Origin of the sequence: Pseudodesulfovibrio alkaliphilus (assembly GCF_009729555.1) — a bacterium.
Taxonomy (GTDB): domain Bacteria; phylum Desulfobacterota; class Desulfovibrionia; order Desulfovibrionales; family Desulfovibrionaceae; genus Pseudodesulfovibrio; species Pseudodesulfovibrio alkaliphilus.
In genome coordinates this window covers 43366-55877 of sequence record NZ_WODC01000010.1, presented here as the reverse complement: position 1 = coordinate 55877, position 12512 = coordinate 43366, and the positions used below count along the sequence as shown (strand labels likewise).

General features: G+C 62.8%; 12 protein-coding genes. 2 read left to right on the top strand and 10 right to left on the bottom strand.

Annotated elements, in window-relative coordinates:
• Positions 1-2: 2 nt before the first annotated feature.
• From GKC30_RS13430 to GKC30_RS13385, 10 genes are all read right to left on the bottom strand, one after another.
• Complete coding sequence (locus GKC30_RS13430) at positions 3-629, bottom strand: phosphoribosylanthranilate isomerase (RefSeq protein ID WP_155935483.1); 627 nt, start codon at positions 627-629, stop codon at positions 3-5.
• The gene (locus tag GKC30_RS13425; RefSeq protein ID WP_155935482.1) at positions 629-1399 is read right to left on the bottom strand and encodes an indole-3-glycerol phosphate synthase TrpC; all 771 of its coding nucleotides are present in this window, start codon (positions 1397-1399) and stop codon (positions 629-631) included. Before GKC30_RS13425 ends, GKC30_RS13430 begins: the two co-directional genes overlap by 1 nt.
• Positions 1389-2402: an anthranilate phosphoribosyltransferase gene (gene trpD, locus GKC30_RS13420; protein ID WP_155935481.1), complete on the bottom strand. Its 1014-nt coding sequence runs from the start codon at positions 2400-2402 to the stop codon at positions 1389-1391. Before trpD ends, GKC30_RS13425 begins: the two co-directional genes overlap by 11 nt.
• A gap of 4 nt (positions 2403-2406) precedes the next feature.
• Complete coding sequence (locus GKC30_RS13415; RefSeq protein ID WP_155935480.1) at positions 2407-2979, bottom strand: anthranilate synthase component II; 573 nt, start codon at positions 2977-2979, stop codon at positions 2407-2409.
• Positions 2960-4417, bottom strand: coding sequence for an anthranilate synthase component I family protein (locus tag GKC30_RS13410; protein WP_155935479.1), 1458 nt, complete (start codon positions 4415-4417; stop codon positions 2960-2962). Before GKC30_RS13410 ends, GKC30_RS13415 begins: the two co-directional genes overlap by 20 nt.
• 528 nt (positions 4418-4945) lie before the next feature.
• Entirely contained in the window at positions 4946-5722 is a 777-nt protein-coding gene (locus GKC30_RS13405) for a prephenate dehydrogenase (protein ID WP_155935478.1), read from the bottom strand.
• 15 nt (positions 5723-5737) lie between these two features.
• Positions 5738-7096: a 3-phosphoshikimate 1-carboxyvinyltransferase gene (gene aroA, locus GKC30_RS13400; RefSeq protein WP_155935477.1), complete on the bottom strand. Its 1359-nt coding sequence runs from the start codon at positions 7094-7096 to the stop codon at positions 5738-5740.
• Entirely contained in the window at positions 7093-8196 is a 1104-nt protein-coding gene (pheA, locus tag GKC30_RS13395; RefSeq protein ID WP_155935476.1) for a prephenate dehydratase, read from the bottom strand. The genes aroA and pheA overlap by 4 nt, the downstream gene beginning before the upstream one ends.
• A 189-nt stretch (positions 8197-8385) precedes the next feature.
• The gene (locus GKC30_RS13390) at positions 8386-9369 is read right to left on the bottom strand and encodes a 3-dehydroquinate synthase II family protein (protein ID WP_155935475.1); all 984 of its coding nucleotides are present in this window, start codon (positions 9367-9369) and stop codon (positions 8386-8388) included.
• A 15-nt stretch (positions 9370-9384) separates the two neighbouring features.
• Complete coding sequence (locus GKC30_RS13385) at positions 9385-10182, bottom strand: 2-amino-3,7-dideoxy-D-threo-hept-6-ulosonate synthase (protein WP_155935474.1); 798 nt, start codon at positions 10180-10182, stop codon at positions 9385-9387.
• Between the two features lie 549 nt (positions 10183-10731).
• Between GKC30_RS13385 and GKC30_RS13380 the strand changes: the two genes are divergently transcribed.
• Positions 10732-12090, top strand: coding sequence for an ammonium transporter (locus GKC30_RS13380; RefSeq protein ID WP_155935473.1), 1359 nt, complete (start codon positions 10732-10734; stop codon positions 12088-12090).
• A 36-nt stretch (positions 12091-12126) separates the two neighbouring features.
• Entirely contained in the window at positions 12127-12459 is a 333-nt protein-coding gene (locus GKC30_RS13375; RefSeq protein WP_155935472.1) for a P-II family nitrogen regulator, read from the top strand.
• The last annotated feature ends 53 nt before the right edge of the window (positions 12460-12512 follow it).

Here is a 12512-nt window from a genome sequence, read left to right as displayed (position 1 = left end):
GGCTATCTTACCTTGTCGATCCGGTCGAAGACCGCTTGCAGTTTGCTATTGTCCTTGATTCCAGGTTGGCTTTCCACGCCGGAGTTGATGTCCAGGCCCGGGGGATTCAGGGCCAGAGCGGCGTCGATATTGTTCGGGCCAATGCCTCCTGCCAGGAACCAGGGTGTTTGTATTTCAATGTGTTGCAGGATTCCGAAATCAATGGACTGCCCCGTGCCGCCCTGGCCCTTGCCGCCTGCGTCGAGGAGGAAATGGCCGCAGACTTCGGCGTGGTTTTCCATGTCGCGCAGCAGGGCCTCGGGCGAGGCGTAGGTCTCGGGCCAGAAGGTGCGGATGACCCGGTCCGGTCCCACGGCCTCGCAGAAGGCCATGTCCTGCCCGCCGTGCAGCTGGGCGGCGTGCAGGCCGCAGCGGTCCATGATTTCGATCACCTCGTCGGCGGACTGGTGGACGAAGACCCCCACCTTGACGGCGCGGCCGGTCTTGACCGAGGCGACAAAGTCCGGGGCGGCCCGGCGCGGGCTGGCCGCGTGGAAGATGAACCCGAGCAGGTCCGCGCCCAGGGATACGCACAGGCGGACATCCTCCATGCGGGTCATGCCGCAGATTTTGATCAGGGGTCGGGACATCAGAGTCTTCCCGTCAGTTCGGCCAGCAGACGGCCGGGGTCGTCGGCCCGCATCAGGCTGGTGCCGATGAGCACGGCGTCGAAGCCGAGGGCGGCCATCTCCTCCACCTGTGCGCGGGTCGACACGCCGCTGGCGCTGATCCACAGCTCGCCATCGCGTTTTTGCCGGATGAAGGAGCGGCTTTGGTTCAGAGTGGTGGTCAGGGTGTCCAGGTCGCGGTTGTTGACCTGGATGATGTCCGCTCCGGCTTGGCGGGCCGTGTCCAGGTCCGCTTGGTCGAATATTTCCACCACCGGGGCCAGGCCGGGCATGCGTGCCAGATCCACCAGTTGCTTGAGTTCCGCGGCAGAGGCGAACATGCGTGCGATGAGCAGCACGGCCGAGGCCGGGCTGGACGCGGTCATGGCCACCTGGAGCGGGTCGAAGATGAAGTCCTTGCGCAAGAGCGGCAGGCCCGGCCCCTTCATCATGAACAGGTAGTCGGGATGGCCGCCGAAGTAGACGTGTTCGGTGAGGACTGAGATGGCGGCTGCGCCGTTCGCTGCATATATATCCGCAAAATCCAATGGGTTGGCGTGTTCTCGGATGACGCCTTGGCTGGGGCTCGAAGGCTTGAACTCGGCGATGACCGCGCCCGGTCCCTTGGCCCGGATGGCCTCGGTGAAGGATGGGCGCCCGTTCTGGTACACGGCGGGCACGCGGCCCTCCATGAAGTCCTTGCGCAGGCTTTCGATCTCTTTTTGCTTGGCTTGCCTGAATTTATCCAGCATTGGGGATTCCCTTGGTAAGTCCGTTGTTAACAATGTCTCTGGCCATGTCCGCGCATTCGCGCATGGTGCCTTGGTCGAGAAGGTGGAGGCACCCTGCCAGATTGAGGGCAACCATGTCCATCATGGCCCTGGGGCCGGTGCCCGCGAGGACTTCGCGTAGTTTGGCCACGGCATCGTCCTTGCCGCCGACGCGCACGTCCTCGGGCGCATGGGGAGCGAAACCGAGTTTCTCGGGATTGACAGTGATCTTTTCCATGACATCGTCGTTGATCAGGTAGCCCCGGTTGACGCCCCAGGTGGTCAGCTCGTCGAAACCGCCCGCTCCGGCGAAGATGAGGGCGCGGCGTACGCCTGTCAGCAGCAGGGTCTCGCCCATGAGGTGGAGCTTGTCGGGTGCGCCCACGCCGAGTAGCTGGTGCGATGGGCGGGCCGGGTTGAGCAGCGGGCCCATGAGGTTGAACAGGGTGCGGATGCCGAGCTGGCGGCGAACCGGCATGACGTGCTTGAAGGCCGGATGGTAGGCCGGAGCGAAGAGGAAGGCGAAGTGGTGCTCCTCAAGGCTCCTGGCCGCCTCCTCGGGCGTCTGCTCCAGCGGCACCCCGAGGGCTTCCAGCGCGTCGGCCGAACCGCACGATGAGGACAGGGCGCGGTTGCCGTGCTTGGCCACGGTATGGCCCATGTCGGCCAGGAAAAGGGACACGGCGGTGGAGCAGTTGACGCTGCACTGGCCGTCGCCGCCCGTGCCGCAGGTGTCTATGACCGGCTCCTCGCGGCTGCCGTCGAAGCCGGGGATTCTGACCGCTACCGCCAGCCCGGCGCGGACGCCGGCAGCCAGGTCCGTGGAGTCCTCCCCCTTGGTCCGCAGGCCCATGAGAAAGGCGCCGATCTGTCCTTCGGTCAGGTTGCCGCTCATCATCTCGGAGAACATGAGCCCGGCCTGCTCGTCGGTCAGGGACTCCCGGCGGGCCAGCAGCTCGAGTATTTCGGATACAGTGACGGTCATGGCGTTATCCCTCCACGCTCAGGAAGTTTTTGAGTATTTTCGGACCATGCGGGGTCAGGATGGATTCGGGGTGGAATTGCACACCGAACCACGGTCTGTCGCGGTACGCCAGGCCCATGACCTCGCCCCGGTCGGTGCGGGCCGTGACCTCCAGGACATCCGCCGCCTTTTCGGCCGGGACAAGCAGCGAGTGGTAGCGGCAGACCTCAAAGGGGTTGGGAAGCCCTGCGAATATTCCAGCGCCCTGGTGGTGAACCAGTGAGGTCTTGCCGTGCATGATACGCTCGGCACGGACCACCGGGGCGCCCGCAAAATGCCCCAGAGTCTGATGGCCAAGGCATACGCCCAGCACAGGCACCCGGGCCGGGAGCCGCTTCAGAAACTCCAGGCAGTGCCCGGCGTTCTCCGGGTTGCTCGGGCCGGGCGAGAGGCAGACGCGGGTGAGTCGGCCGCTTTCGGCAAGGGCGAGTACCTTGTTCTTGTCGTTGCGGATGACCACCGGCTCGGCCCCCAGCACCTGAAAAGCCTGCACCAGGTTGAAGGTGAAGGAGTCGAAATTATCGATCAGCAAAAACATCGGTGCCTCCCTTGCCGGTAATCACGTCCAGCAGCACTCGCGCCTTGTTGTGGCATTCGTTCCATTCGGCCTCGGCGTCGGAGTCGTAGACGATTCCGGCCCCGGCCTGCCAGTGGCACACGCCGTTTCGTATCCACATGGAGCGGATGGTGATGCCTGTGTCCAGGTTGACCACGCCCTCGTCCAGCCCCATCCAGCCGATGCAGCCGCCATACGGGCCGCGCTCCTGGGGCTCGGTTTCCGCGATGATCTCCATGGCCCGGATTTTCGGCGCACCCGAAAGCGTCCCGGCAGGGAAGGTGGCCTGGAGCACGTCCACGCCGTCCAGCCCGTCCTTCAACTCCCCTTCCACATACGAGGTCAGGTGCATGACGTGGGAAAAACGCTCGACATTCATGAATTTCTCCACCGTGACCGTGCCCGGCTTGGAGATGCGGCCAAGATCGTTGCGGCCCAGGTCCACCAGCATGACATGCTCGGCCCGTTCCTTGGGATCGGCCAGCAGTTCGGCCTCAAGGCGCATGTCCTCCTTCTCGGTTTCGCCCCGCCAGCGGGTGCCCGCGATGGGCCGGACTTCCAGTCGCCCGGCAGCGCAGCGGACCATCATCTCCGGCGACGAACCGAGCAGGGTGGTGCCGCACGTTCTGCCCATGGACGCGCAGTCCGGGAATTTCATGTAAAACATGAAGGGTGACGGGTTGGCCTGACGCAGCCGCCGATAAATGCGGAACGGGTCGTCAGGCACAGGTACGGTGAACCGGGTGGAAAGCACCACCTGGATGCACTCGCCCTGGGCGATCAGCTCCTTGCACTTTTCCACCCCGGCCATGTACGCCATCCGCCCTGGACGGACCTCGGGCGTCCCCACCTCAGGGGCCTTCAGGTCCGTGGCCCATTGGACGGGGGCAGGCGTCGGCGTGGCCCCCTCGTCCAGACTCAGATAGCAGCATGAATGGCGCAGATGGTCGAATAGCACCATCTGCCCCGGCAGCACCAGGCACGCCTCGGCGTCCTTCGGTCTGCACACGTCTTTCAGTTTGCGCTCGAACATCCCCGCCACGCCGTAGCCGAAATAGCCGTATAGCCCCCGCGTCAAGCCGGGAAGGGTGTCGCGGGCCTTGCCCCCCGAAGTCTCCTGGGCCACACGCAGGCTGGCGATTACCTGCTTTAGCCCGGTCATATAGTCGGTCCCGGCGAATTTCTTGAGCGGCTCCAGCCGCTCGTCTGTGGTTTCCACCACCAGTTTGCCGTCTACCGGATGGAGGATCATCCGGTAATCCCAGGCGATCAGACTGTACCGGCCCAACCGGCCATCCACCTCGGCGCTCTCAAGCAATATCCCAGGCTGGTTGCCCACCAGCCCCATGTATAGGCTGATGGTCGTCTGCACGTCTGCCGGGAGCCACTTCCCGTGCTGCGTCAATTGTATCTTCTGCATCGTCACTCCCTCGTGATGTCGTCGTTATGGTCAATGTTGCACCGTTGAAGTGCCTCCGGCGGCCGGGCTCTGCCCGGACCCGCCAGGGGCCTGGCCCCTAGACCCCAGGGTTGCGGTTTGAACCCGAAAAAACGGGCGGTACCGCGTTCCCCGCTCCAGAGTTTCCCGCCGTTTTTTCGGCTTCAAACCGCGGGGGGCTGCTGGTCTGTCCGCTGGGCAACATCCACTCGCTCACACTGTCTCTTCGCTTTTTCCTTTCCAGCCCTTTCACACCATTTTCGACTTCCCTTCGTCAGCCGGGCAATGGGCGGGAGCGTCGCAGCGCCAGTTGCGTCGGCCCGAAGGGACGAAATCATTCCACACCAATACCGCCGCAGGCGGCTTCCTCCCCTGCCTTTCTCTTCTCTTCACAATCCTTTCATGTGTCCCTCATCATTCCCTCCCGAAAACAATGAGGCCGCACCCTTGTCGGGGTGCGGCCTTCGTTGCGTGTACGCAAGTGCGCGTCCGGCTTTGCAAGCCGCACCCCTAATATGATTCGTTACGCCACCACCACTGCGCCCTTTCGGCGAGCAGGTCCAGATCGCCCCCGGCGGCGAGGCTCAGGTAGGACATGAACTTGCGGTTGCTCTCCTGGAGGAAAGGATTGGCCTCGGAGATGGCCTCGAAGAGTTCGGTGTCTGTGGTGAGCATTTTGCGGGCTGCGTCGAGTCTGCGCTGAAAGGACGGGGTAACGTAGTTTTCGATGGAATCGACATCCCTGGCAGCGGCCAGGAAAGCCACGGTGGAAGTGAAGTTGAGGCCCTGGATGATGGCCATGGCCTTGTCGTGTTCTTCGGCTGTGGAGGGAAAACTGGTGTAGCCGCATGCGCTGAACAGGTCGGCCACAGCGCGGGCGGCATCGGTGTCGGCGTCGGTATCGCGGCCGGGAACCACGGCCACCCGCGGCTCGAACCCCTCGGGAATGACCGGGCCGAAGAGGGGGTGGGTGCCCACCACAGGGCCGTCGTAGCGGTCGAGCATCGCCTTGACGGGCAGCATTTTGACCGAGCCCACGTCGCAGAGGATGGCGGGTGGCGCAAGGTGCGGCGCGACGCGGTCCAGCACCGCGTCCATGGCTGTGACCGGCACGCAGAGCAGGAGGAGGTCGCAGCCGGTCAGGGCGGCGCGGATGGACTGGTCGGTCAGCGGCCGGTCCAGGGGAGACACCGCGCATCCCAGCGCGGCGAAGTCCCGGCTGAAGAGCGTCCCCATCTGGCCCTTGGCGCCCACGATGGCGATGGTCTGGATGCCCGAAGGATTCATGCACTGGTCTCGCGGTTACAGGGCTGTCCGGTTGGCTTCGACAATGGTGGCCCATTGGTCGAAGAAGCCCGGGAATGATTTGCCGACGCAGGCCGGGTTGTCAAGGACGGCGTCCGCCCCGGCCAGGGTGAACAGGGACATGGACATGGCCATGCGGTGGTCGCCGTAGGTGGTGAACTCCACGGTCTTGTCGCGGGGCAGCAGCCCCGGCCTGATCAAGAGGGTGTCGTCGGTGATGCTGGTACGGCAGCCGGTGCGGGCCAGTTCCTTGGCGCAGGCCGCGAGGCGGTCGGTCTCCTTGATGCGCAGATGGCCCACATTGGTGATGGTGGTGGGCGTTGCGGCAAAGGCGGCCACAGCGGCCACGGTGGGCACCAGGTCCGGGCAGCGGCCCATGTCGATCTCGATACCGCGCAGGGGGCCAGGCGCAACCTCGATGCCGTCGAAGGAGACCTTTATGGTCGCGCCCATCTGGCTTAAGATGTCCATGATGGCCCTGTCGCCCTGGAGCGAATCGGCTACCAGTCCCTTGAGCAGCACGGGCAGTCTGCCCACCGCCCCGGCCGCCATGAAGTAGCTGGCATTGGACCAGTCGCCCTCCACGCGGTAGTGGGCGGGCCGGTACCCGGTGGGTTTGACCATAAAGCGGACCGCTCCGGGGTTTACGACCTTGACAGAACGCCAGGGAACGGGATGCCATCCGTCCTCTTTTCGGATTTCCACCTCGAATCCGGCCTTGAAATCCTCCATGATGCGCAGGGTCAGGGCCACGTAGGGCCAGGACACGGCCTTTTGGCCGGAGATGTTGATGACTGTTTCGCGTTCGGCCAGGGGGGCCCCCAGGAGCAGGCCCGAAAGGTACTGACTGCTTTCCTCCAGGGTGATCCCGACCTGTTTCCCGGAATATCCCTTGGTGGTCATGACAAAGGGGAGATGTCCCGGCTCGGCCTCAAAGGAGAATGCGGCACCGAGGGCTGCCAGGGCATCGGTCAGTTCGGCCATGGGCCGTTCGTGCATGCGGGGTGCGCCGTGAATCCTGAAGGCGCCGCGTCCGGCGGCAGCCACGGCGGTCATCAACCGGCAGGTGGTGCCGGATTCGTGCATGAAGAGTTGGACCGGGGGCTCGTCCTTGTGCTTGCCGTCGGCATTGCCACCTGCCGGGCCGTTCTTCATACCCGTCACCACGAGCATGTCGCCGCGCTCCTCGATGGTCGCCCCGCAGGCGGTCAGGCAGTCCCGGGTGCGGGTGATGTCGTCGCTGTCCAGAGCGCCGCTGATCTCGGAAGTGCCGTCTGCCAGGGCGGCGGCGATGAGCGTGCGGTGCGACAGGGACTTGGACGGTGGTGCGGTGACGGTGACAGCGGCTTGGCTCATGGCCTTTCCTCCTGGGTGGGGTAGGTGCCGAGCACCCGCAGGGTGTGGCATTGTTGCCTGATATCTTCCAGCACTTCCTCGTACTTGGCCTTGCTCAGATCGCATTCGAGGTCGGTGAAGAAGACGTATTTCCATTTTTCGCCCCGGAAAGGACGCGATTCCAGCTTGGTCATGTTGATGGACTGATGGGCGATGGTGGTCAGCACCCTGGCCAATGCACCGGGCTTGTCGGGCAGGGTGAAGAGCAGGGTGGTCTTGTCGCGCTTGTTCTCCCTGGATGGCGAGGCCCCGATGATCAGGAACCGGGTCCAATTGTCCGGGATGTCCTCGATGGACTGGGCCAGGACGTTCATGCCGTGCATGTCGGCCAGTTTGGCGTGGCCTACCACGGCGGTGGCCTTTTTGTCCGCCACGGTCTTGGCGGCCTCGGCCGTGGATTCCATGGGGATGGTGGGGACATCGCGCAGGTTGTTGCGCAGCCAGTCGCGGCATTGGCCAAGGGGCTGGGGATGGGAGTAGACCACCTCAACATCCTCAATGTGCGCGGCGTTGGAGATGAGGCAGTGACTGATGCGACTGAAGACCTCGGCCTGGATGTGGACCGTGTATTTCATGAACAGGTCCACAACCTGGCCCACGGTGCCTTCGATGGAGTTTTCAAGCGGGATGACGCCTAGCTCTGCACCTTCTTCGGCCACGGCCCGGAAGATTTCCTCAAAGTTGTTCTTGGGTGTCAGGTCGGCGGCGCTGCCCATGTGTTCGATGGCCGCGAAATAGGAGAAGGTGCCCTCGGGGCCGAGATAGACCACGCGCTCGGGTCGCTGCAGATGGCGCGAGGAGCTCATGATCTCCCGATAGATGGTGCGCAGGTGCTTGTCGGGCAGAGGTCCCGGGCTCGACTGGGCGATCTTGTTGAGCACCTCCTGTTCGCGAAAGGGCATGTATATGGGCTCATGACGCGCAGCCTTGTAGCGGCCCACGCCGAGACTTACCTCTGCCCTGCGGTTGAGCAGGTCCACGATCTGCCGGTCGATCCGGTCGATCCTGTCGCGCAACTCGCCCAGGTCGGGCGTGTCGTCTGTGTCGATGGTGTCTTTCATGGTCTTTTCTCCATGGTTCCGGCCGTCACGACGCGCCGTGTTCGGGATGCGGCCCCGCATGGTGCAGGATGTTCAAGCCGCGCCGGATGCAAGGCGCGAGGGGTGCTCCGGGATTGAAGCATATGCCTCCTGCGCGAGAGTCCGGGACGGCTAAAGCAACGAGGCAGACGGTGCGGTTTCAACATCCTGCTAGGATTCCTTGATGTCTTCCTGAATTCGCATGCCGAAATGGCGTCCGGCCTCATCGGTCTTGACCAGGATTTTGTCGCCGACCTTGAGGGAGACCACGGAAACGGGATCGCCCTTGTCGCTGACCACGCGGATGGTTTCCGCGTTTTGCAGAAATACCTGGCCCTGACGGTTGCCGTCCTTGCTCCTGACCTCTGCTGTGACGAGCAACATGGGGCGGATTTCGACCTTGACCCGGCCCACGGTGGCCAGGGAGGTGGAGCCGTCCGCGCCGACGATGAGAACGTCGGTCCCGGCGGCCAGCTCCTCAAGATAGGTGGTCTTGTCGCCGGGCATTCGGGTGTAGGCGTGGACAGCGCCCGCATTGACCCGGAAGGGCCTTGCGGCCACATAGGGGTTGGACTCCGTCTCGGCGTGAACCAGAAAGGTGAAGGCGCTGGAGTTGCCCACAAGCATTCCCTGGCCGCGCCTGAGCACGGAGATGGTATCCACGCAGACGCGGTGACCGAGGCCGGTGGGTTCGATGGCTGTGACGGTGGCGGTTTCAAGTTCCATGGTGCCCTGGGAGAGTTTGAGGGTGGAGACGATGCGTTTCAAGTCAGCCGCGCCCTCGGGCAGGACCACGATGGTGTCGCAGCCGCGCTCCAGGATGCCGGCGGCAAGGACCGCCCGATCATGATTCTCGCATTCCAGGGCCAGGGTGTCCACCTGGGCCAGGATGTTTTCCACCGGAATGATTTCCCAGCCTTTGGCCAGGAGAATGTTCTCCCCCTGCCTGATGCGCCCCACAGCCTCTTCCTCGTCGGATTTCCTGTTCAGGGCGATGGCGGGCATGTCCTCAGGCGTGATGACCGAGACCCGGCCAAGGGCCTGGACCGCGGCCACCTGTTCCGCCTCGACCATGATTCCGTCAACACCCGACTCCAGGGCCAGGGTGAGCGCTGTCTTGTCAAAGGGAATGGCTTTGAAGATGATGGATTTCATACTGTTGTCCGGTAATTACATGTTGATGTGCGCCAGGGCGGCCTCGACGCTCTCGTCGTGGTGCACGACCATGTTCAGCGCTTCGACCAGGCGGGTGGGGTTGTCGTGCTGGAAGACGTTGCGGCCCACCGAAAGTCCTGCCCCACCGGCCTTGAGGGAATCATGCACCATCTGTATGAACGCTTTGGTGCTGTCAAGCTTGGGTCCGCCCGCGATGACGATGGGCACGCAGCAGGCGTCGCAGACCTTGGCAAAGGACTCCATGTCGCCGGTGTAGCACACCTTGACCACGTCCGCGCCCAGCTCGGTGCCCACGCGGGCGCAGTGGGCAACCACCGCCGGGGCGTACTCGTCGCTGACCTTGGGGCCGCGAGCGTAGACCATGGCCAGAAGCGGCATACCCCAGTTGGCTGCCTCCGAGGCGACCTTGCCGAAATCGGCAAGCATGGCCGATTCGGTTTCGTCTCCGAGGTTGCAATGGATGGAGACTGCGTCGGCACCGAGGCGCATGGCGTCTTCCACTGTGGCGACGAGACTTTTAGCGTTGGGGAAGGGGGAGAGGGTGGTGGAGGCGGAGAGGTGGACGATGAGGCCGATGTCGCGTCCGGTGGCGCGGTGGCCGCATCGGACAAGGCCCTTGTGCTCGATGACGGCATTGGCTCCGCCGTCAACGACCTTGCCCACTGCCTCGCGCATGTCCACGAGTCCGTCGATGGGGCCGACGGTCACGCCGTGGTCCATGGGCACGACAATTGTTCGCCCGGTGTTGCGGTTGAAGATGCGCTCAAGTCTGATTGCTTTGCCGATATGCATGGTATTCTCCAGCGGTTGTCCCTTGCCGGGCAGCGGCTTGCCTGTCTGCCGTCGGCACCCGGAAAAAAACCAAGGGCCGCCGGCTTTCGCCCGCGGCCCTTGAAGAGGTTTGTCTTTTTTCGGTTGTAACCCACCACCTGGCTTACAGTACACCTCTCCCGAGACCGCGCGCACGGCTGTACCAATATCCAAAATAAAAGACGGTAAAGGAGTTGGTGGCCGGGGTGGTGGTGTTCATGGGCAAAGAGCTACACCCTGAAGGAAATTCTGTCAACAAAAAGATTCATCGAGATTTCAGAGGGATGGGATATATTACAATTAATAAATGTGACCGGCGGTCACCAGGGTGGGTTTTGCTCGAATGACATATTTTGTTCAAAAAAATGGTTTCAAAAATGTACTAAATAACAAAATTGAGAATTTTACACGACATTATGAAGTGTCTATTGTTTCGTTTTTACACGAATAGCAACAAATGGCCGTTTTGGCACGAGTCTTGATAGGGACGGCTCAGGTTACAAACGCATTCCCTTCAAGGAGGAGCATCGCATGTTTTCGAGAAAGTTCCCAACCCCCGTATCGGCCAAGGCCGCCATGGTCATGGTGGCCTTGGTGGCCGCTCTGGATCCGACGCTTGCCTTTGCCGACGAAGCAGAGTTTCTCACTCAGGACAATGCCAATATCCTGTGGACCGTCATTGCCGCCATCCTGGTCATGTTCATGCAGGCCGGGTTCGGCTGCGTGGAGGCCGGGTTCACCCGGGCCAAGTCCGCGGGCAACATCCTGATGAAGAACTTCCTGGATTTTTCCGTTGGTTCCATCTGCTTTTTCCTGTTCGGCTTCGCCATCATGTTCGGCCTTGATGCGGGCGGATTTTTCGGCACTTCGGGTTTTGCCCTGGGCGGCGTTGCCGACGCTGACCTGCCCTGGACCTATACCTTCTGGTTCTTCCAGTCCGTGTTTGCGGCCACTGCGGCCACCATTGTCTCCGGGGGCATGGCAGAGCGCACGAAATTTTCGAGCTACGTGCTGGTTTCGATCTTTGTCACCGGCTTGATCTATCCCATTTCCGGTCACTGGGCATGGGGTTCTTTGTGGTTGGGCGACGACGGCGCGGGCTGGCTTGAGACCCTTGGTTTCTGCGATTTCGCCGGTTCTTCCGTGGTCCACTCCGTGGGCGGCTGGATCGCACTGGCCGGGGCCATGGTCCTCGGTCCCCGGCTGGGCAAGTACACCGAAGACGGAAAGGCGCGGGCCATACCCGGCCACAACATCCCCCTGGCCGCCCTTGGCGTGTTCATCCTCTGGTTCGGCTGGTTCGGATTCAATCCCGGCTCCACCACCACTGCCGACGACACCATAGGCATGATCGCCATGAACACCTCGCTGGCTGCCTGCGCCGGCGTTCTCGGGGCAATGGGCATGTCCTGGCTTCGTTTCGGCAAGCCCGACATCTCCATGACCCTCAACGGCGCCCTGGCAGGGCTGGTGGGTATCACCGCCGGTTGCGCCACGGTCAGTGCCGGGGGCTCCATCCTCATCGGTTTGGCGGCCGGTCTGCTGGTGGTTCTGTCCATCGAATTCATCGACAAGGTGCTGCGCATCGACGATCCGGTCGGTGCGGCTTCGGTCCATGGCGTGTGCGGCGCGTGGGGCACCATCGCCTGCGGCCTTTTCAATGTCGACGGTGGCCTGTTCTACGGCGGCGGTTTCGGTCAGCTTGGCGTGCAGCTCATCGGCGCGGGGGCCTTCTTCGTTTGGGCCTTCGGTGCCGGGTATGTGCTCATGACCGCCATCAAGGGCGTGTCAGGACTGCGCGTGGACAAGGACGAGGAACTCAAGGGCCTGGACATCTCAGAGCATGGCAGCGAGTCCTACAACGGCTTTCAGCTCTTCAGCAACGAGTAGCCCGCGACCGCAAGACATCACAAGGAGAATACCGCAATGAAGCTCATCATAGCATACATCAGGCCAGAAAAGCTCAACGACGTGAAGCAGGCGCTCTATGCCAAGGAGATATACTCCATGTCCGTGACCAACATCCTCGGTTCCGGGCGGCAGAAGGGGTTCACCGAGACCTATCGCGGCGTACAGATGGAAGTGAACCTGCTCAAGAAGGTCCGCCTTGAGATCGGCGTCAACGACGATTTCGAGGATAAGGCCATCGGGGCCATCCGTTCGGCCGGGGCCACAGGCAAGGAGGGCGACGGCGTGGTCTTCGTCGTCGAGCTGGCCAAGGCCCTGCGTATCAGAACCGGCGAGGACGGCATACTCTAGCAACGGAATGCGACGACATACGGAGCCGGGGCGGTCGTGCCGCCCCGGCCCCT

Excerpts from the sequence above, each read along its gene's own strand:
- GKC30_RS13390 (WP_155935475.1), bottom strand. The coding sequence starts at position 9,369 with ATGAAATCCATCATCTTCAAAGCCATTCCCTTTGACAAGACAGCGCTC.
- GKC30_RS13430 (WP_155935483.1), bottom strand. The coding sequence starts at position 629 with ATGTCCCGACCCCTGATCAAAATCTGCGGCATGACCCGCATGGAGGAT.
- GKC30_RS13405 (WP_155935478.1), bottom strand. The coding sequence starts at position 5,722 with ATGAATCCTTCGGGCATCCAGACCATCGCCATCGTGGGCGCCAAGGGC.
- GKC30_RS13410 (WP_155935479.1), bottom strand. The coding sequence starts at position 4,417 with ATGCAGAAGATACAATTGACGCAGCACGGGAAGTGGCTCCCGGCAGAC.
- GKC30_RS13415 (WP_155935480.1), bottom strand. The coding sequence starts at position 2,979 with ATGTTTTTGCTGATCGATAATTTCGACTCCTTCACCTTCAACCTGGTG.
- GKC30_RS13375 (WP_155935472.1), top strand. The coding sequence starts at position 12,127 with ATGAAGCTCATCATAGCATACATCAGGCCAGAAAAGCTCAACGACGTG.
- aroA (WP_155935477.1), bottom strand. The coding sequence starts at position 7,096 with ATGAGCCAAGCCGCTGTCACCGTCACCGCACCACCGTCCAAGTCCCTG.
- GKC30_RS13380 (WP_155935473.1), top strand. The coding sequence starts at position 10,732 with ATGTTTTCGAGAAAGTTCCCAACCCCCGTATCGGCCAAGGCCGCCATG.
- GKC30_RS13425 (WP_155935482.1), bottom strand. The coding sequence starts at position 1,399 with ATGCTGGATAAATTCAGGCAAGCCAAGCAAAAAGAGATCGAAAGCCTG.
- trpD (WP_155935481.1), bottom strand. The coding sequence starts at position 2,402 with ATGACCGTCACTGTATCCGAAATACTCGAGCTGCTGGCCCGCCGGGAG.
- GKC30_RS13385 (WP_155935474.1), bottom strand. The coding sequence starts at position 10,182 with ATGCATATCGGCAAAGCAATCAGACTTGAGCGCATCTTCAACCGCAAC.
- pheA (WP_155935476.1), bottom strand. The coding sequence starts at position 8,196 with ATGAAAGACACCATCGACACAGACGACACGCCCGACCTGGGCGAGTTG.